Source organism: Stenotrophomonas sp. YIM B06876 (assembly GCF_030711595.1).
Classification (GTDB): Bacteria; Pseudomonadota; Gammaproteobacteria; order Xanthomonadales; family Xanthomonadaceae; genus Stenotrophomonas.
This window is the reverse complement of sequence record NZ_JAUJUJ010000042.1, coordinates 1-17,861: the sequence shown is the minus strand read 5'-3', so window position 1 is coordinate 17,861 and position 17,861 is coordinate 1. Positions and strand designations below refer to the sequence as shown.

Below are 17,861 nucleotides of genomic sequence, written 5' to 3'. Positions count from 1 at the left end.
CCGCGCGTGCCTGGCGGTCATCGCCATCGCGCGCCTGCGGAAACAGCGCGTGGAACAGCGGCGCCAGCGTGGCCGGGTCGGCCCCGGCCGGCGTGGCCTCGGCAATCCGGCGCAGGCCCGCGGCCAGCTGGCGTTCGTACTCGCGGTAGCGGCGCAGGTACAGCAGGCCGTGTTCGTAGACCAGTGGCGCATCGGTGGCGGCCACCTCCAGACCCTCGTCCGGACAGCTGACGTAGCGGCTGGCCTGCAGCGCGGCGATCCACTCGCCCGGCGCCGGCCACGGCAACGGCTGCGCCAGGTCCAGCAGCCGCTGCGGCTGCGCCGGGTCGAACCCGGCATGGCCATTGGTCACCGCCAGCGACGCCAGCGCGGCGCCGGTCAGCACCGCATCGGGCGTGTCCGGGTCGAGCCGGCGCAGGGTCTGCGCCAGCGCATGATCGACCGCACGCAACGCGCCGGCGGCGTACAGCGTATCGAGCAGGGTCATGCCTGGCCTCCCAGCCGCTGCAGCAACCCGGCATGGCCTGCATCGCCCCCGGCGAACAGCCGGTCCAGCCCGTCCACCAGTTGCGGGGGGTAGCAGTGCGCATGCACCCCCGGCGCGGACGGATCACCGGCGCGCAGGCCGCGGCAGAACAGGTAGCGGATGCCGCCGAAGTCGCGCGCGTAGTCATAGCGCTCGCCAAGCCGGAACCGCAGCCAGCGATGCAGCGCCACGGTGTAGATCAGCGCCTGCAGGTCGTACTCGCTGTGGCCCATGGCCGCGTGCAGCCGCGCGGCGCTGTAGTCCGGCAGGCGGTTGGATTTGTAGTCGAGCACGTACCAGCGGCCCTCGCGGGTGTAGGTGAGATCGATCTTGCCGGTCATCAGCCCTTCCAGCTGGCGTCGCAGGCCGAAACCGTTGCGCGCGCTGGCAACCCCATGCGCGTGCAGCAGCTGCAGCAACGCCGGCACCGCGGTCGGCTGCATCGCGAAATGGAATTCGATTTCCGCACGGCGCTCGAACGGAGCCAGATCGGCCAGGCATCCGCCCTCGGGCAGGCCGACAGTGAGCGTCTGCCCGACCAGGGCGGTGAGCAGGGCCACGCCGTCTTCGAGATCGTCATCGGCATAACCTTCGGCCCGCAGCGCGCCACGCAGGCCGTCTGCGCAACCGGCCGGCGCGACGTCATCGGCGCGCCACTGCCGCCACGCGGAGAAGTCGGTGTGCTCCAGCGCGTCATGCAGCACGTTGCCGAACCGGCTGCCGGAAAAGCGCGGGTCCCACGGCGCCGCTTCGGCCACCGCGGCCAGTTCCTCGCCCCCTGCCGCACCGTCCACCGGTTCGTCGCCGGCGCCCGCGGTGGCCTCGGTGCTGGCGGCGGCGCTGTCGCTGCCGGCGTCGGCATGCGCCAGCTGGGTGAAGCTGTAGACCCACCAGTCGTGCGGCACCGCACGGGTGACCCGCCGGGCCGGCGCCACGACGCCATCGCTGTCCAGTTCCAGCAGCGGCAAGCGCGATGGAACCGCGCCGTGCGCCACGTCGACCAGACCGGTGGCCTGCAATGCCGGCAGGTCCGACAGCATCCTGCCCAGATGGGTACTGGCCGCGTTGTAGAACGGCCCGCTGACCACCCACAGCGCCTGCTTGGCGCGGGTAAGGCCGACATACAGCAGGCGCGCATCTTCTGCCGCTTCCTCGCGGGCGTGCGCCTGGACCGCCGCGGTCCAGCGCGGCTCGTCCTTGTCCAGTTTCCAGTGCAGCACGCGCCGGTCACCGTCATGCACCACGCAGCGCCGGTCCGGAGTGGACGGCTTGCTGCCGATGCCGACGAACGGCAGCAACACCAGCGGGTACTCCAGCCCCTTGGACTTGTGCAGGGTGACGATCTGCACGCGCTGCGCATCCGATTCCAGCCGCAGCAGCTGCGCCTCGTCGTTGGGGTCGGCGCCGGCGATGTGCTGGCCGAGCCAGTCGACCACACCATGTAGGCCCAGCGCGCGGGCATCGGCCTGTTGCAGCAGTTCGCTCAGCTGCAGGTAGTTGCTGAGCCGGCGTTCGCCATCGAGCAATGCCAGCAGGCGTTCGCCATGACGCGCGCACAGGTCCGAGACCAGCGCCAGCGGTCCGGCCTTGAGCCAGCGCTCGCGCCACTGCAGCAGTTGCAGCTGGTGTTCGCGTTGACGCTCGCCGTCGTGTTCGAGCGCGGCGATGGCACTGGCGTCTTCGCCCAGCAGCACGGTGCTCAACGCGGCGCGCAGCCGGCCTTCATCGCCGGGTTGCAGCAGCGCCAGCAGCAGCACCCGCAGGTCATGCGCCTCCTGGCTGGCGAACAGGCTCTGCTTGCCGGCGGCCACGGCCGGAATGCCGACCCGCGCCAGCGCCTGCTGGATGCGCGTGGCCTCGCTGTGCTTGCGCACCAGCACCGCGATATCGCCCGGCTGCAACGGTTTGCCGTCGATCTGCGCGCGGCCCTGCTGCGCGGCGCTCAGCACCGCGTGGATCTCGGCCACGCAGGCATCGCTCGCCAGCCGCCGCGACGCTTCGGCGTTGAACGCCTTGCCGTCCTCGTTGGCTGGCACCACCTGCACGCGCAAGGCCGGCGCGGGGCTGCCGTCCCACTGGTAATCGGCATCGCTGCGGGTGGTGCCGGGCAGCACGCGATAGAACGCGATGCCTGGCTGCACAAAGGCATTGCCGCCGGTGCTGGCATCGGCGTTGCCATAGAGCTGCGCGATCGCGTTCAACACGCCCGGTCGCGAACGGAAGTTGCGATCCAGTTCCGGCGCGCGTTTGGCGTCGGCCGCGGCGCGCAGATAGGTGTTCACGTCGCCGCCGCGGAAACCGTAGATCGCCTGTTTCGGATCGCCGATCAGGAACAGCGCCGGCGCCCGTTCGCCGCTGCCGGCCGGATCGCCGAACACGCGCTGGAAGATCGCCCATTGGCGGTCGTCGGTGTCCTGGAACTCGTCCACCAGCGCGATCGCATACTGCGCGCGCAGCCGCTGTACCAGTTCCTCGGCGTGCGGTCCCTCGAGCGCATCGGCGACGCCGTTGATCAGGTCGTCATAGCTCTGCACGCGACGCTCGCGCTTGAGTTGCAGCAGCCGGTTGCGGGCATCCCCGCGCAGCGTGTGCAGCAACCGGACCGCCATCGCCCGGCGCCACTGGATCACGTCCTGTTCGGCGGCAAACAGCTGCGCCAGCGCGGTGAACACGGGGCCATGGGGCACCTTCCCGTGGTGCCCGTCCTTGCAGTAGCCCAGCAGCGAATCGGGCAGCAACTTGTGCAGATGCTGCTTCTCGTCCCACGACCATACCCCGGCACGGTGGCCCTCGCGCAGCGTGGCCACCGCCTTGTCGAAACTGGGCCGCTTGGCGCGCCGGCCATCGAATATCTTCTGTTCAAATGCGCTGTGCAGGAGTGCGACCGCCTCCTCCAGCGCCTCGTCGATGGCGGCCGACAGGCGGAGCGTCGCCTCGGCGAGGGCTTCCCGCGGGTCTGCGGGAACCGGGCCGGCCTCGGGCAGCAGCGGCTGCGGCGCAAGCAGCGCGGACAGGTCGCCGGCCAGCGCATCGGGGTCGCGCCACAGCTGGGTCAAGGCATCCAGCGAGGCGTCTTCGGCGGCGTACACGCGCCACAGATCGGCGGCGATCACCTCATGCAGTTCGCGCTCGCTGCCGAGCAGGTCGGGTGCATCGAAGGTCTGCCCGCTTTCCAGCGCATGCTCGCGCAACACCCGCGCGCAGAAGCCGTGGATGGTGAAGATCGCGGCCAGGTCCACTTCGTCGACGGCCTGCTGCAGGCGCCGTTGCAGCGTGGCGCGCGACTCGCCCGAGGTGTGCACATGCGCGCGCAGGATGCGGCGGGTGAGCTGCGCCTCCGCATCGCCGTGGTCGTCCTCCAGCGAGCCGAGTAGCCGCGCGGCCAGCTGCAGGCGCTGGCGGATGCGTTTGCGCAGTTCCTGGGTGGCCGCTTCGGTGAAGGTGACCGCCAGGATGCGGCCGATGCGCAGCTGCTTTTCCACCACCAGCCGGGTGAACAGCGTGGCCAGGGTGAAGGTCTTGCCGGTGCCGGCACTGGCCTCGATCAGGTGCACGCCGTCCAGCGACAGTTGCAGGTACGGATCGGTGAGGTTGTCCACAGCGGTACTCATGTCCGGTCCTCCGCCGCATCGCCGGCCGCCGGCACCACGCCGCCGCAGACCGCGTCGTAGATCAGCTGGGCCAAGGCTTCGAAGCGCCCGAAACTGGCGTCGTCGGCGAACGGGTCGCGCCCGCGCAGGGCCAGCCGGTAACTGTCGGCATTGCCTTCGCCCCAGCTGCGGTCGCTGCCGCGCCAGCGCTGTTCCGCTTCGTCGCGCGCCTTGTCGGGTTTATCGCTGCTGTAGAACGTCCACCCGCTGTACGGGCCATACGGCAACGGCTCGCGCAATCCCTGCCCGCGCAGTTGCAGCAACCCGCGCAACACCGCCTTGGCCTGCGGCGAGGGCAGCGCCGCGCGCTCGACCGCCACGATGCCGCCCTCGCCTTCGACGAACTGCACCAGTGGCAGCTCAAGGCCCGCCGCCGAGGCCAGCAGCCAGTCCAGTCCGAAGCGCACCGCGGCGGTGCCGTTCAACGGTTCCACGCGCAGCCGCGCCAGGCCGTGGGAATAAAGATCGTGCAGCCGCCCGTGCAGCAGCGGGCCACCCAGATCGACCTGCAGCCGCTGCGAAGCGGCGCCCTGGTTGCCCCGCCACTGCAGGAATGCCTCCGCCACCGGGCGGATCTGCCCCAGCAGCTGTTGCAGGTGACGGCGGCCGACCGGCCCGGTCGGCAGCAGCGCGCGCGCGCGCAGCCGGGGGTACAGGCTGGCGTCGTCACGGCCGTCGAGCGCGGCCTGCAATACCGCCTGTTGCAGCTGTTGCTTCTGCAGCCCGCCGCCGGCCGCCACCAGCGGCTCGATGTCTTCGGCCAGATCCACCTCGTCGGGCAGGCGCAGGCCGAGCTGGCGCAGGAACTGCCCGGCCGGGTCGGTGAGGAACCGGCGCAGGTCATCGAGTGACACCTCGCGCGGCAGTTCTTCGGTGGCGGCCAGCGGGGTCTGGAACCACGGCGCCAGCGACTGGTGCGCCCCACCGACGCGGCCGGCCAGCGGCTGCCATTCGCGCCGATAGCTGTAGTGGCGCGGTGCGCCCGGCCCCCCGAACGCGGCCGGAGCGAACGGCTGCAGCGGATGCCGCAGCACCATCTGCCTTGCGACGGCTTCCGGATCGGCGTGATAGGCACCGGCCATGTCGACCAGCTCGGCCACCAGCACCGACGGTTCGCGCTCACTGCCATCGCGCGGATCGGCACCGAGGTAGCTCAGGTAGAACACCTCCTGCGCCGAGGCGAACAGCTGCAGGAACAGGAAACGGTCGTCCTCGCGGGTGGAGCGGTCGCCCGGGCGGCGCTGCACGGTGCCCAGTTCGGCGGTGAGCTTGCTCAGGCCGGCGGCCGGATCGCGCCGCGGGAAGTCGCCATCGTTCATGCCCAGCAGGCAGATCACCCGGAACGGCAACAGCCGCATCGGCACCATGCGGCCGAAGCTGATGCCACCGGTCAACAGCGGCGCGCGGGTATCGGCTTCGGCCAGGGTGGCGGCGAAATGCGCGCGCACCACCTCGGCCGGCACTTCCGCGGCAAACCCGGCCTTGGCCGCGGCGCTGGCGAAGTCGTCGATCAGCTTGCGCAGCCGGTCCAGTGCGCGCTGTGCCGAAGCTTCCACTGGCGCCTGCGGGATCACCGCGTCGAGCAGACCGAGCAGGCGCTCGCGCCACTGCTCCGGAGCCATCGCCTCGCCCAGCACCCGCTGGTGCCGCGCCAGCACCCGCAACAGGCGGATCACCGCATCCAGCGCCGACAGCGCACTGCCCTCCAGCTCCGGCCAGGCCGCCACGCCGGCGATATCGCCGTCGCTGCCGCTGGCATAGCCGAGCAGCAGCCGGTCCAGCGCGAATGCCCAGGTGTAGGCGTCATCACGCGGCGCCTGGTGCGAAGCGCGGTGGGCCGCATCCAGGCCCCAGCGCGCACCGGCTGCTTCCAGCCAACCCTGCAGGCGCTCCAGCGCCGGTTCGTCCAGGCCGGCGGCAGCGGCGATCGGCGGGCTGGCCAGCAGGTCGAGGATTTCATGCAGGCCGAAGCGCGACACCGGCAGCCCGAGCAGGCGCACGAACACTTCGGCCAGCGGTTCGCCGGCCAGCGGACTGGTGTCGGCCAGCGCCCACGGAATATGTTCGCCCTGCGCCGAGCGGTCGCCGAACACCGCCTGCAGGTACGGCACATAGGGATCGATATCCGGCGCCAGCACGGCGATCTCGCGCGGCTGCAGCGGCGGATCGAAGCGCGGGTCTTCCAGCAGCGCGCGCAGGCGGTCGTGCAGCACCTGCATCTCGCGCAGCCGGGTATGGCAGGCGTGCACCTGCAGGCTGGGGTCCTCGATCATCAGGCCGTCGCGCGGCGCGCCCGAAGGCAAGGCGCGGCGGTGGAACAGGTCGCGCTGCATCCGGTGCAGCAGCGTGTCCGCAAGCCCGCCGTCGGCCAGCGGCCGGCGCGTATCGTCTTCCGGATCGACATAGGCGGCGATCTCGCCGGTGGGATGCACCACCTCGTAGCTGCCCAGCACCGCCATGAAGTCGCGCCCGGCCGCGCCCCAGGCTTCGAGCAGGCGGTTTTCGCCAGCCGCTTCGCCGAACGGATCGGGCGCGCCGCTGCGCAGCTTTTCCGCCAGCGTCTGCAGATCGCCCCAGTACGAGCGGGTCGGCGTGGGCAGATAGAAATGCAGCGTGCCCACGCGCGCCTGGGTGGCCAGCATGCGCAGCACGTCGGGGGAGATGTTGAGCGTGGCGAAGGCGAACAGCCGCGCCGGCAGGCCCTGCGGCAGCGCGGGGGCCGGCGGCGCGAAGCGGGTCAGGTAATCATGGATGCGGCGCGCGCGGTGGTGGCGGCCGCCCGCGATGCGGCGCCACAGGATCGCCTGCGGATCGTTCTGCTCGGCGCCGGCCTCCCAGCGCAGCAGCCAGTCGCGGCGCCAGGCCTGGTATTTCTCGAACACCGAACCCAGCTCGCCGGCCAGCGCCCACGGCTTGAGCGCATCGCCGCCGGACAGGTAGTCGCGCAGGCCGGCCATTGCCGGCAGCGCCAGCAGCGCGTCATCGGTGAGCGCCGCATACAGCTGCCACTGCAGGCCGGCGGCATCCAGGTCGTCGCGCTCACCGGGCAGGTTGGCCTGCAGCGCGCGCGCCACGAACTCGCCCGGCGTCAGGAACTCCAGATTGGCGGCGATGCCGTATTCGGCCGCCAGGGTGGATTGCAGCCAACGCCGCATCGCCACCTGCGGGATCAGCACCACGTCCGGCGCGAGCAACGGCTGGCCTGCGACCGGTTGCCGCAACGCGCTGGCGAGCAGGCTGGCCAGCACATCGAGCGAATTGGAATGGTAGAGGCGGAAGTCAGCGCGGGAGTCGGTCATGCCATCGTTACTTGAGGGGAACGCCGCGCGCTCACGATCCGCGCAGCAGGGAGGCATTGTCGGTCACGGCACCCGGGCGGCAACCCCGGTGGCGCCGCGCGGGCGGCGGCGGTGGCCATTCCAGCGGGCCAGGCGGTGGGTCCAGTCCACCTCCAGCCACGCGCAGGCAACCGGCACGCGGCCGGACACGGTATCCACCAGACACACGTCAGGTGCCTGTTCGCCACCGGCCGCATCGTCGGCCACCTTCAACCCCTGTTGCTGCCACCAGTCCAGCTGCGCCATCACCTCGCGCGGGTTCATTGCACCATCGCGCAGCAGGTGGCCGTCATGCCACAGCCGCGCCAGATGCCCGTGCTCGCGCCAGAAACGGTTGAAACCGCCCGGCCACACCGCGGCAATGCGCTGGACCGGGATGATCAGGTTGATGCACTCCAACGCCACGGCCATTGCTCAGGCCTCCCCGGGCAGGTACATGGGCGCCGCTCCCGGCAGCCACGCGGGATTGCCCGTTGCAGCCCGGACCCGGTGGCCATGGGCCGCGGCCACCACGCAGACCCCGCGCAGGCGGCCCGCCTGGAAGCCATCTTCGATCTGCGACGCCAGTCGGGCGCCAACGGTCGGGGCCCGCTTCTCGGTATGACGCAACTCCATGTCCTCTCCCTGTCCCTGGGTAATACCGGTACAGCCTGCCGCACTCCGGTCGCACCGGCTGCGACGTGCCACCCGCGCGCAACGCACTGTCCGCGCCTGCCGGGATGACGCTGGAAGCCGCCAGTGTGACAATACTGCACGGTCCGGTTCGGTTTTGTTCAGCCGGATAGCACGATCTTACAACGTTGGCTTTTCGTTAAAGGCGGCCATGCCCTCTTCCTCTTCCAGCCTGGTGCAGTTGTCGAACGTGCGTATTGATCGCGGCGGCCGCACCATCCTGCGCGACGTTTCGCTCGCGGTCCCGCGTGGCAGCATCACCGCGGTGCTGGGCCCCTCGGGCAGCGGCAAGTCGACGCTGCTGGCGGCCTTGACCGGTGAGCTGCGACCGGTCAGCGGCAGCGTGCAGCTGTTCGGCCAGCCGATTCCCGATGGCGACCGCGCCCTGCTGGAAATGCGCAAGAGCGTGGGCGTGCTGCTGCAGGGCAACGGCCTGCTCAGCGACCTGACCGTGGCCGAGAACGTGGCGTTGCCGCTGCGTACCCACACCCGGCTGCCGGCCCCGGTACGGAAGCGGCTGGTGGACATGAAGCTGCATGCGGTGGGCCTGCTGGCCGCCGCCGATGCGTGGCCGCGCGAGCTGTCCGGCGGCATGGCGCGACGCGTGGCGCTGGCCCGGGCGCTGGCGCTGGACCCGCCGCTGATGATCTATGACGAGCCGTTGACCGGGCTTGACCCGATCGCCTCGGGGGTGATCATGAGCCTGATCCAGCGGCTCAACACCACGTTGGGCCTGACCAGCATAATAGTCAGCCACCATGTGCATGAAACCCTGCCGATCTGCGACCAGGCCGTGGTGATCGCCAACGGCGGCATCGTGTTCTCCGGTACCCCGGCGCAGTTGCAGGCCAGCGCAGATCCGCTGGTGCGCCAGTTCCTGCACGGCCAGCCCGATGGCCCGATTCCGTTTGACGCCGCGCCGCGCGCAAGGGTTGCCTGATGCCGTTTGTTTCCGCCACCCGCTCACTGGGCCGTGCCGGCCTGTTCTCGTTGACGGTCGTGCGCGGCTCGCTGCCGACGCCCGACTTCCTCGCCGAGCTGATCCGCGAAATCTACAAGACCGGGGCACGCTCGGTGCCGATCATCGCCGTGGGCGGGGCGTTCGTCGGCCTGGTGCTGACCTTGCAGGGCTATCGCACGCTCACCACGTTCGGCGCCGCCGATGCGCTGTCCACGCTGTTGGGGCTGTCGCTGTACCGCGAGCTGGCGCCGGTGCTGACCGCGCTGCTGTTCATCGGCCGCGCCGGCAGCTCGATCGCCGCCGAACTGGGCCTGATGCGCGCCACCGACCAGATCAAGGCGCTGGAACTGATGGCCATCGACCCGGTGGCCAAGGTGGTGGCCCCGCGCTTCTGGGCCGCGGTGCTGACGGTGCCGCTGCTGACCGGCATCTTCTGCTCGCTGGCGATCAGCGCCAGCTATTTCGAAGCGGTGCATGTGCTGCGCCTGGACAACGGCGTGTTCTGGTCTGCGCTGCAGAACAGCGTGGATTTCCGCGACGACTTCGGCGTGGCGATGCTGAAGTCGGCGATCTTCGGCGGTACCGCCGCGCTGGTGGCGGCCTATGTCGGCTTCCACGCCGAGCCGACCATCGAGGGCACCTCGGTGGCCACCACCCGCGCGGTGGTGAACGCCTCGCTGCTGGTGCTGATGTTCAATTTCGTGCTGTCGGCGCTGATGTTCCAGTAAGCGTTGCAGCGTCCTGTCAAGCGCCCGCGCCGGCTGCGCGGGTTGTAACCACACCCCTGCTTCGATGAATCCGAAGCAGCAGATGCATCAACAGTGAGATAACCTCCATGGCTCTTCGCGGACCCAGACTCGAATTTTCCGTTGGCGCTTTCCTGGTGCTGGCATTGGCCTCGTTGATGGTGCTAGCGGTGGCGTCCACCAACCAGCGCTTCGGTGGCGGCGGTGGCGACTATGTGCTGAAGGCGCGCTTCAGCCAGATCGGCCAGCTGCGCAAGCAGGCGCCGGTGAAGATCGGCGGCGTGGTCATCGGCCAGGTGGCCGATATTCAGTTGGACTCGGTTAAATACGACTCCATCGTCACCTTGTCGCTGGAAGACAAGTTCAAGGATCTGCCCGCCGACACCTCGGCTGGCATCTTCACCAGTGGCCTGCTGGGCGAAAGCTATATCGGCCTGCAGCCGGGTGGCGATCCGGACGTGTTGAAGTCGGGCGACGAGATCGCCTACACCCAGCCGGCGGTGGATCTGATCCAGCTGGTCGGCAAGTACATGTTCAGCGGCCCCGGCAACACCGGTGCTGCCGAGTCCCACGACGGCGACAACGCCCACGCGCCTGCACAGGAACCGTAACCATGAAAAGCAAACTGATCCCCGCGCTGCTGGCTTCGGCCCTGCTCGCCGCCCTGCCGACCCTGGTCCAGGCGCAGGCGCGTCCGGCTCCCAGTGCCCCGGCGGCCCAGAGTGACGCGGCCCGGACCGTGATGGAGTCCAGCACCCGGATCCTGACCTCGCTGGAACAGCGCCGCGCCGAATTCCGCAAGAACCCGGCCGTGCTGCGCCAGTTCATCGAAAGCGAGCTGAGCCGCGGCTTCGACCGCGATTACGCGGCCCGTCTGGTGCTCGGCGTGCATGGCCGGGGCGCCTCGGATGCCGACGTGCGCCTGTTTGCCGATGCCATGGCCGACAACCTGATGCAGCGCTACGGCACCACCCTGCTGGATATCCAGGGCAAGCCCAGCTTCCGCCTGCGCTCGGAAACCGCGCTGCCCGGCGGCCGCGGCGTCAAGGTCTCCACCGAACTGATGCGCGCCGGCAACGAGCCGACCCCGATCGACTACCTGATGCGCAACGTCAACGGCCAGTGGAAAATCTTCGATGTGATGATCGAAGGCATCTCCTACGTGCAGACCTTCAAGAACCAGTTCGATGCGCCGCTGCGGCAGAAGTCCATCGTCCAGGTCGCCAATGAACTGCGCACCGGCAGCATGCAGGCCGCGCCCCGTGCCAAATAACGCCCAGCTCACACGCGACGGCGACACGCTGCGCTTCAGTGGCGTGATCGACCGGGCCGCAGTCATCGCCCTGTGGCCGACGGCCCGGCGCGGGCTGGCGCAGATCCGCCAGTTGGACCTGCACGCGGTGCAGGGCGTCGACAGCGCCGGGCTGGCGCTGCTGGCGGAATTGGCCGGCCAGCTGCGCCCCGCCGCCGGCGAACGCCTGTGCGGAACGCCGCCCGGTCTGGCAGAACTGTGCGCCGCCTACCGTCTCTCTCCCACCCTGGATTTCAATGCGCCTGCCGCAGCGAGCTGAAATGAACGCCTTGCGTACCCTTCCCCTTCTCGCGCTGGTGGCCGTGCTCGCCGCCTGCGCCGGCAAGCCGATGCGCGCGCCGGCGCCGGTGTCCACCGTGGTAGCGCCGGCGTCTGCGCCCGCCAGCGCTATCCCCGCGGCGGCGGCCAACGCTGAGGTTCCTGCCGTGGCACCTGCTGCCGCGGCTGACGCCGACACCGCGACTGCCCCGACCGGGGCCGAAGAGGATTTTGCCGCGCTCTACGGTGGTCCCGCCCCCACCCTGGCCGCCACCAGCGGGGAAGAAGACACGCTGGCGGCCTACGACCCGTGGGAGCCCCTGAACCGCCGGATCCACCGCTTCAACAACGCCATCGACCGCGCCGTCGCCCGTCCGCTGGCCACCGCCTATACCAAGGTGGTGCCGGCCGTGGCCCGCACCGGGGTAAGCAACTTCTTCAGCAACCTGCGCGCGCCGGTCACCATCACCAACCAGTTGCTGCAGGGCCGCCCGGATGATGCCTGGGACAGCCTGGGCCGGTTCCTGATGAATTCGACCCTGGGCCTCGGTGGCCTGTTCGATCCGGCCAGCAAGGCGATGGTGCCGCGACGCAAGGAAGACTTCGGCCAGACCCTCGGGGTCTGGGGCTGGACCCGCTCGCGCTATGTGGAACTGCCGTTCTTCGGCCCGCGCACGGTGCGTGATGTGTTCGGCCTGGCCGGCGATATGCCCCTGTCGCCGATCCGCACGATCGAGCAGGACCGGCTGCGCATCGGCCTGCAGGGCCTGCAGCTGGTGGACATGCGCGCGCAATTGCTGGCAGTGGACGACATCCGCGATTCAGCCGTGGACGAATACGCGCTGACCCGCGATGCGTGGCTGCAGCGGCGCAGCTACCAGATCGAGCGCGACCGTCGCGGCGAGCGCAACCATGACCAGGACGACATGGACACCATCCCGGTCGATGCGATGCCGATGCCCAACTGGGGCGATTGAGCAGCCGCTTCGCCACAACGGAAAAAGCCCGGGTTTCCCCGGGCTTTTTCTTGGCTGTTCCAGATGGCCGGGCGGACCAGCGCGCCTGCCCGGTCGCCGCAGCGGGGTTACAGCGCCGCGTCGATCGCCTCGCGCAGGGCGGCGTTGTCGGCGGCGGTATCGGGCGAGAAACGGCCGATGACGCGGCCATCCCGGNGCGCGCCTGCCCGGTCGCCGCAGCGGGGTTACAGCGCCGCGTCGATCGCCTCGCGCAGGGCGGCGTTGTCGGCGGCGGTATCGGGCGAGAAACGGCCGATGACGCGGCCATCCCGGCCGATCAGGAACTTCTCGAAGTTCCACAGCACGCCCGGCGCCGGATTGGGGGCGATGTTGAAGCCGGCCAGCTTCTCGCGCATCGGGCCTTCACCGCTGGCCACCGGCTGGGCGGCGATCAGCTGCTGATACAGCGGATGGGTGGCCGCACCGGTGACGGCGATCTTGGCGAACATCGGGAAACTGACATCGAACTGGGTGCTGCAGAACTGCTTGATTTCCTCTTCGCTGCCCGGCTCCTGGCCGTTGAAGTCGTTGGCCGGGAACCCCAGCACTTCCAGCCCGGCGCCGTGCTTTTCGCGATAGAGCTGCTCCAGCCCTTCGTACTGCGGGGTCAGGCCGCACTTGGAGGCCACGTTCACCACCAGCAGCACCTTGCCGCGGTAGTCACCCAGCGAGGCGGCGGCGCCATCGATGGTGGTCAACGGGATGTCATATACGGAAGCGGTCATGGCAGGTCCTGAATGGGGGATTGGAGTGCAAGCATAAACCGCCCGCGTGACTCAGATGCCGCTGTCCGCGATGGATTCCTCCGCGCTCTCGTCATCGCCGCCGATCTCGCCCAGCAGCGCCTGCGAGGCGTCGCTGGACAGCGATTCCACCCCGCGCAACTTGCGTTCGATGGTGCGGGTCTTGCGCCCGGCCTCGCCCAGGCTCTTGCCGACCGTGCTGATCTGTTTTTCGGCCCGTTCCAGGATGCCGGCAAACTTGCCGAACTCGGCCTTGACCGCGCCCAGCACCTTCCACACCTCGCTGGAACGCTGTTCGATCGCCAGCGTGCGAAAGCCCATCTGCAGGCTGTTGAGCAGCGCGGTGAACGTGGTCGGCCCGGCAATCACCACCCGGTGTTCGCGCTGCAGCGCATCGACCAGCCCGGGGCGGCGGATGGCTTCGGCGTACAGGCCTTCGGTGGGCAGGAACATGACCGCGAAATCGGTGGTGTGCGGCGGCACCACATATTTGTCGCTGATCGATTTGGCCTGAATGCGCAGGGCCCGTTCCAGCTGCGCGCCACTGCCGCGCACGCCTTCCTGGTCGCCGGCCTCCTGTGCGTCGAGCAGGCGTTCGTAGTCCTCGCGCGGAAACTTGGAATCGATCGGCAGCCACACCGGCACCTCGTCGTTGCCGCGACCGGGCAGGCGCACCGCGAAATCCACAATCTCGCCGCTGTCCGGGCGCACCCGCACCCCGCGCGCGTACTGCTCGGCGGTGAGGGTCTGTTCGAGGATGTTGTCCAGCTGCACCTCGCCCCAGCTGCCGCGGTTCTTGACGTTGCTCAGCACCCGCTTGAGATCACCGACGCCGGTGGCCAGCTGCTGCATTTCACCCAGCCCGCGCTGCACCTGCTCGAGCCGCTCGGAGACCAGCTTGAACGAGGAATCCAGCCGCGTGGTCAGCGTGGTGTGCAGCTTTTCGTCCACCGTCTGTCGCATCCCCTCGAGCCGGGCGGCGTTGTCGGCCTGCAGGTCCTTGAGCCGGGCTTCCAGGGTGGCGCGCATCTCGCCGATGCGCTGCTCGTTGCGCTGGGTCAATTCGGCCAGACGTTGACCCTGCACCTCGGAGAAGCGCTGCTGGCCTTCGGCACCTTCCTGGCGGCCGCGCCGGGTTTCTTCCACCAGGGTCTGGCGCAAGCTCAGCAGATGCTGGTCGGTGCGGGTGACCAGCTCGCCCAGCTGGCGCGCAAAGGCGTCCAGGCGCGCGTCCTGCTGCTGGCCGAAGCCGTCGAGCTGGGTGCGGATTTCCTGCAGCCGCGTGCCCAGCAACTGCGCCACCAGCTGTTGCGCCTGGGCGTTTTCCTCGCGCCCCTTGCGCGCATCGCCGGTCAGGCTGTCCCGCAGCAGGTCCAGGCGCTGGTCGAGGCGACTGGACAGGTCGGCCAGGTTGCGGCCGAACCCTTCGATCCGCGCGTCCTGCTGCCGCGACAGCGCTTCCAGCTGCTCGCGCAGTTCGCTGCGGCCCTCGCGCTGCTCCTCGCGCAGCGTCTGCTCCAGCGCGGCGCCATCCATACGGCGGAACAACAGCACCAGCTGCAGCACGAGTACGGCCAGCACCAGCCCGCCAACAATCATGAATTCGGTTTGCATCGGCCCAGTGTAGCCACCGCCGTCTCACCGGCTGCGCCACATCTGCGATCATGTGCAGCGCCGCTTGCCCTAGCGCGGTGATAGCCGCGCCGCCGCTGTTGATGCCGTTCGTTGATCCGGTCATTGCCAGGGCGGGCGCGGAACATCGCGATCACCCGCACGCCGCGATCCTCCGGCGCGCGCTGGATCTTTTTCCCCACCTTTACCGGAACCACCGCCATGCCCTGGATGGGTATCCACGACCTGGGCACCTTTGTGGTCGCCGTGATCCTGTTCCTGATGCTGCCCGGCCCGGGCACCTTCACCCTGCTCAGCGCCACCGCGCGCGGCGGCCTGCGGGGCGGCTACATCACCCTGGCCGGGTTGATGCTGGGCGACCAGATCCTGATCGCGCTGGCCGCGCTGGGCGTGGCCGCCCTGCTGCAGGCGCATCCGCTGCTGTTTGCCGCATTGCGCTACGCCGGCGCCGGCTATCTGCTTTGGGTCGGCCTGCAACTGCTGCGTACCCCGCGCCCCGATGCGGCCATCGCGCCACAGCAACACGGCCGGCGCTGGTTCCGCCAGGCGCTGCTGGTGGCCCTGCTCAATCCCAAGGCGATCATGTTCTACATGGCGTTCTTCCCGCTGTTCATCGACCCGGCCACGCAGCGCGGGGCGGCCACCTTCCTGACCATGGCGGCGTTGATCGCGCTGATCAGCATCGGCTGGTGCTCGGTGCTGGTTGGCGGCGGCCAGCTGATGGCGCGGCGGCTCGCCCACCACCGGCGGCTGGGCGGCTGGCTGCGGCGGCTGGTCGGCGTATGCTTGATCGCGTTCGGCATCCGCCTGGGCCTTGACAGCTGATCGACCCGGGCCGCCATCGCAGGAGACGTGCATGGACATCCATATCCGCCGCGCCTACGAACCGGCCAGCGACCAGGATGGTTCACGGTTTCTGGTGGACCGGCTGTGGCCGCGCGGGGTGAGCCACGAAAAAATGGCCGCGCACTGGCTCAAGGAAGTGGCCCCCAGCACGGAATTGCGGCAGTGGTTCGACCACCGGGCCGAACGCTGGGACGAATTCAGGCAGCGCTACTGGCAGGAGCTGGCCGCCCAGCCGAAGTTGCTGGCGCCGTTGCGCGATGCGCTGGAGCGCGGACCGGTGACGCTGGTGTACGGCGCCCACGACAGCGAGCACAACCAGGCGGTGGCGCTGCGCGAGTATCTGCTGGCCCATGCGCGCCGGCCGCACTGAAACCGGAGACGCCGGTTTTATGCCGGTTCCGGCACCCAGGTAGCCAGCGGGCGACAAGCGCGTTGTCGGCAGCGGGATTTTCTGGCATTGCTGCACTGCGTTCGGCCACACTCGGCGGCTGTCTTCATCCGTCATCCAACGAGGCCCGCATGCAGTCCTGGCTCAGGCGCAAATCCATCGACCAAGTCACCGTCCACGAAGCCGGACGCCGACTGGTTCCCACCCTGAGCTGGCCGCACCTTGTCGCGCTGGGCATTGGCGCCATCGTCGGCACCGGCATCTACACCCTGATCGGGGTCGGCGCCGACAAGGCCGGCCCGGCGGTGCTGCTGTCCTTCATCATCGCCGGCACCATCTGCGCCTGCGCCGCGCTGGCTTACGCCGAGCTGTCGACGATGATGCCGGCCGCCGGCAGCGCCTACACCTACAGCTACAGCGCGCTGGGCGAGACCATCGCCTGGATCGTCGGCTGGAGCCTGATCCTGGAATATTCGCTGGTGGTCAGCACGGTGGCGGTGGGCTGGTCGGGCTACTTCGTCGGCTTCCTGGAATGGCTGCACACCTCGTTCGGCTGGAACGTGATGCTGCCGCAGGCGCTGGCCTCCGGGCCGCACGCCGACGGGGTGATCAACCTGCCGGCCATCGTCATCACCTTCCTGGTGGCCGGCATGCTCATGGTCGGCACCAGGGAAAGCGCCACGCTCAACGCGGTGCTGGTGGTACTGAAGCTGATCGCGCTGGGCATTTTCGTGGCGGTGGCGTTGCCGGCGTTCGACCCGGCCAATCTGCAGCCGTTCATGCCTTACGGCTTCTCCAAGACGATGGGGCCGGACGGGGTGGAACGCGGCGTGATGGCGGCCGCGGCAATCATCTTCTTCGCCTTCTACGGCTTCGATGCGATTTCCACCGCGGCCGAGGAAACCAAGAATCCGGGGCGCGACCTGTCGATCGGCATCATCGGTTCCATGGTCGGCTGCACCGTGATCTACCTGCTGGTGGCGTTGGCGGCGGTTGGTGCGATGAGCTTCAGCGTGTTCGGCAAGAGCGCCGAGCCGCTGGCGCTGATCATGCGTGAACTCGGCCATGGCACCGCCGCGCTGGCGATCGGCATCGTGGCGATCATCGCGCTGCCGACCGTGCTGCTGGCGTTCTTCTATGGCCAGAGCCGGATCTTCTTCGTGATGTCGCGCGACGGGCTGCTGCCGCGCGGGCTGTCCAAGGTCAACGCCAAGACCGGTACCCCGGTGGCGATCACCGCCTTCACCGCGGTGCTGGTGGCCGCGCTGGCCGGTGTGGCGCGACTGGATGAAATCGCCGCGCTGGCCAACGCCGGCACCCTGGCCGCGTTCACCGCGGTCGGCCTGTGCCTGCTGGTGCTGCGCAAGCGTGAGCCGGGACGCGAACGCAAGTTCCGCGCGCCGTTGGCGTGGGTGATCGCCCCGATCGCGATCCTGGGCTGCATCTACCTGTTCTTCAGCCTGCCCCACCGCACCCAGTTGTGGTTCCTGATCTGGAATGTGTTCGGGCTGCTGGTGTACGTGCTTTACAGCCGCCGCAACGCGGTGCTCGGCAAGGCCTGACGGCTTCCCGTACGGCAGCGCAAAAGGCGGGCTTCGGCCCGCCTTTTTTAGTTATCCCCCGATTGCGGATGCGCGGATGATCGCCACCGGGCGCCGCCGCCCCGCCCGGTGCCACGGCCGTCGCGAGCGGGCACACCGGTTGCGTCACGCGCGCTGTGGACCACCGGAAGGCCCGGATGCTGTGGACAAGCCCGCTGCGGCACGGACGCGG

15 protein-coding genes and 1 pseudogene are annotated in these 17,861 nt (G+C 69.3%); 9 read left to right on the top strand and 7 right to left on the bottom strand.

Annotated elements, in window-relative coordinates; genetic code table 11:
* The 5 genes and pseudogenes from QZH66_RS13205 to QZH66_RS13185 form a co-directional block, all read right to left on the bottom strand.
* Nucleotides 1-487, bottom strand: a pseudogene (locus QZH66_RS13205) (exodeoxyribonuclease V subunit alpha); the annotation flags it as partial.
* A complete protein-coding gene (locus QZH66_RS13200) occupies nucleotides 484-4,137 on the bottom strand; it encodes an exodeoxyribonuclease V subunit beta (RefSeq protein ID WP_305806409.1) in 3,654 nt (1,217 codons plus the stop codon). The pseudogene QZH66_RS13205 and the gene QZH66_RS13200, both read right to left, overlap by 4 nt.
* On the bottom strand, nucleotides 4,134-7,475 hold the full coding sequence (recC, locus tag QZH66_RS13195) for an exodeoxyribonuclease V subunit gamma (RefSeq protein ID WP_305806408.1): 3,342 nt from the start codon (nucleotides 7,473-7,475) through the stop codon (nucleotides 4,134-4,136). Before recC ends, QZH66_RS13200 begins: the two co-directional genes overlap by 4 nt.
* Before the next feature lie 63 nt (nucleotides 7,476-7,538).
* Entirely contained in the window at nucleotides 7,539-7,925 is a 387-nt protein-coding gene (locus QZH66_RS13190; protein WP_305806407.1) for a hypothetical protein, read from the bottom strand.
* A gap of 3 nt (nucleotides 7,926-7,928) precedes the next feature.
* Nucleotides 7,929-8,129 carry a hypothetical protein gene (locus tag QZH66_RS13185; RefSeq protein WP_305806406.1) on the bottom strand — a complete coding sequence of 67 codons (201 nt, stop codon included), beginning with the start codon at nucleotides 8,127-8,129 and terminating at the stop codon, nucleotides 7,929-7,931.
* Nucleotides 8,130-8,337: 208 nt separating this feature from the next.
* On the opposite strand from QZH66_RS13185, the gene QZH66_RS13180 reads away from it, so the two are divergent.
* From QZH66_RS13180 to QZH66_RS13155, 6 genes are all read left to right on the top strand, one after another.
* On the top strand, nucleotides 8,338-9,126 hold the full coding sequence (locus QZH66_RS13180) for an ATP-binding cassette domain-containing protein (protein ID WP_305806405.1): 789 nt from the start codon (nucleotides 8,338-8,340) through the stop codon (nucleotides 9,124-9,126).
* Nucleotides 9,126-9,875 carry an MlaE family lipid ABC transporter permease subunit gene (locus QZH66_RS13175; protein ID WP_305806404.1) on the top strand — a complete coding sequence of 250 codons (750 nt, stop codon included), beginning with the start codon at nucleotides 9,126-9,128 and terminating at the stop codon, nucleotides 9,873-9,875. The genes QZH66_RS13180 and QZH66_RS13175 overlap by 1 nt, the downstream gene beginning before the upstream one ends.
* Before the next feature lie 107 nt (nucleotides 9,876-9,982).
* Nucleotides 9,983-10,504, top strand: a complete 522-nt coding sequence (gene mlaD / locus QZH66_RS13170) for an outer membrane lipid asymmetry maintenance protein MlaD (protein WP_305806403.1) — start codon at nucleotides 9,983-9,985, stop codon at nucleotides 10,502-10,504.
* Between the two features lie 2 nt (nucleotides 10,505-10,506).
* Nucleotides 10,507-11,166, top strand: coding sequence for an ABC transporter substrate-binding protein (locus tag QZH66_RS13165; RefSeq protein ID WP_305806402.1), 660 nt, complete (start codon nucleotides 10,507-10,509; stop codon nucleotides 11,164-11,166).
* The gene (locus QZH66_RS13160) at nucleotides 11,120-11,464 is read left to right on the top strand and encodes an STAS domain-containing protein (RefSeq protein WP_305806401.1); all 345 of its coding nucleotides are present in this window, start codon (nucleotides 11,120-11,122) and stop codon (nucleotides 11,462-11,464) included. The genes QZH66_RS13165 and QZH66_RS13160 overlap by 47 nt, the downstream gene beginning before the upstream one ends.
* A 1-nt stretch (nucleotide 11,465) precedes the next feature.
* Complete coding sequence (locus tag QZH66_RS13155; protein WP_305806400.1) at nucleotides 11,466-12,440, top strand: VacJ family lipoprotein; 975 nt, start codon at nucleotides 11,466-11,468, stop codon at nucleotides 12,438-12,440.
* Between the two features lie 224 nt (nucleotides 12,441-12,664).
* Here the strand turns inward: QZH66_RS13155 and QZH66_RS13150 are convergent, their stop codons facing one another.
* Both QZH66_RS13150 and QZH66_RS13145 read right to left on the bottom strand, forming a co-directional pair.
* Complete coding sequence (locus QZH66_RS13150; RefSeq protein ID WP_305806399.1) at nucleotides 12,665-13,204, bottom strand: glutathione peroxidase; 540 nt, start codon at nucleotides 13,202-13,204, stop codon at nucleotides 12,665-12,667.
* A 51-nt stretch (nucleotides 13,205-13,255) separates the two neighbouring features.
* Nucleotides 13,256-14,836, bottom strand: coding sequence for a DNA recombination protein RmuC (locus QZH66_RS13145; protein ID WP_305806398.1), 1,581 nt, complete (start codon nucleotides 14,834-14,836; stop codon nucleotides 13,256-13,258).
* Between the two features lie 219 nt (nucleotides 14,837-15,055).
* Between QZH66_RS13145 and leuE the strand changes: the two genes are divergently transcribed.
* The 3 genes from leuE to QZH66_RS13130 all read left to right on the top strand — a co-directional run bounded on the left by leuE (nucleotide 15,056) and on the right by QZH66_RS13130 (nucleotide 17,650).
* The gene (leuE, locus tag QZH66_RS13140) at nucleotides 15,056-15,679 is read left to right on the top strand and encodes a leucine efflux protein LeuE (RefSeq protein WP_305806397.1); all 624 of its coding nucleotides are present in this window, start codon (nucleotides 15,056-15,058) and stop codon (nucleotides 15,677-15,679) included.
* 31 nt (nucleotides 15,680-15,710) lie between these two features.
* Nucleotides 15,711-16,070, top strand: a complete 360-nt coding sequence (locus QZH66_RS13135; RefSeq protein ID WP_305806396.1) for a DUF488 family protein — start codon at nucleotides 15,711-15,713, stop codon at nucleotides 16,068-16,070.
* A 149-nt stretch (nucleotides 16,071-16,219) separates the two neighbouring features.
* On the top strand, nucleotides 16,220-17,650 hold the full coding sequence (locus QZH66_RS13130; protein WP_305806395.1) for an amino acid permease: 1,431 nt from the start codon (nucleotides 16,220-16,222) through the stop codon (nucleotides 17,648-17,650).
* The last annotated feature ends 211 nt before the right edge of the window (nucleotides 17,651-17,861 follow it).

Coding starts and splice junctions, on each gene's coding strand:
- QZH66_RS13180 (WP_305806405.1), top strand. CDS start 8,338: ATGCCCTCTTCCTCTTCCAGCCTGGTGCAGTTGTCGAACGTGCGTATT.
- QZH66_RS13135 (WP_305806396.1), top strand. CDS start 15,711: ATGGACATCCATATCCGCCGCGCCTACGAACCGGCCAGCGACCAGGAT.
- QZH66_RS13165 (WP_305806402.1), top strand. CDS start 10,507: ATGAAAAGCAAACTGATCCCCGCGCTGCTGGCTTCGGCCCTGCTCGCC.
- QZH66_RS13190 (WP_305806407.1), bottom strand. CDS start 7,925: ATGGCCGTGGCGTTGGAGTGCATCAACCTGATCATCCCGGTCCAGCGC.
- QZH66_RS13185 (WP_305806406.1), bottom strand. CDS start 8,129: ATGGAGTTGCGTCATACCGAGAAGCGGGCCCCGACCGTTGGCGCCCGA.
- leuE (WP_305806397.1), top strand. CDS start 15,056: ATGCCCTGGATGGGTATCCACGACCTGGGCACCTTTGTGGTCGCCGTG.
- QZH66_RS13130 (WP_305806395.1), top strand. CDS start 16,220: ATGCAGTCCTGGCTCAGGCGCAAATCCATCGACCAAGTCACCGTCCAC.
- QZH66_RS13200 (WP_305806409.1), bottom strand. CDS start 4,137: ATGAGTACCGCTGTGGACAACCTCACCGATCCGTACCTGCAACTGTCG.
- mlaD (WP_305806403.1), top strand. CDS start 9,983: ATGGCTCTTCGCGGACCCAGACTCGAATTTTCCGTTGGCGCTTTCCTG.
- QZH66_RS13175 (WP_305806404.1), top strand. CDS start 9,126: ATGCCGTTTGTTTCCGCCACCCGCTCACTGGGCCGTGCCGGCCTGTTC.
- recC (WP_305806408.1), bottom strand. CDS start 7,475: ATGACCGACTCCCGCGCTGACTTCCGCCTCTACCATTCCAATTCGCTC.
- QZH66_RS13160 (WP_305806401.1), top strand. CDS start 11,120: ATGAACTGCGCACCGGCAGCATGCAGGCCGCGCCCCGTGCCAAATAAC.
- QZH66_RS13150 (WP_305806399.1), bottom strand. CDS start 13,204: ATGACCGCTTCCGTATATGACATCCCGTTGACCACCATCGATGGCGCC.
- QZH66_RS13155 (WP_305806400.1), top strand. CDS start 11,466: ATGAACGCCTTGCGTACCCTTCCCCTTCTCGCGCTGGTGGCCGTGCTC.
- QZH66_RS13145 (WP_305806398.1), bottom strand. CDS start 14,836: ATGCAAACCGAATTCATGATTGTTGGCGGGCTGGTGCTGGCCGTACTC.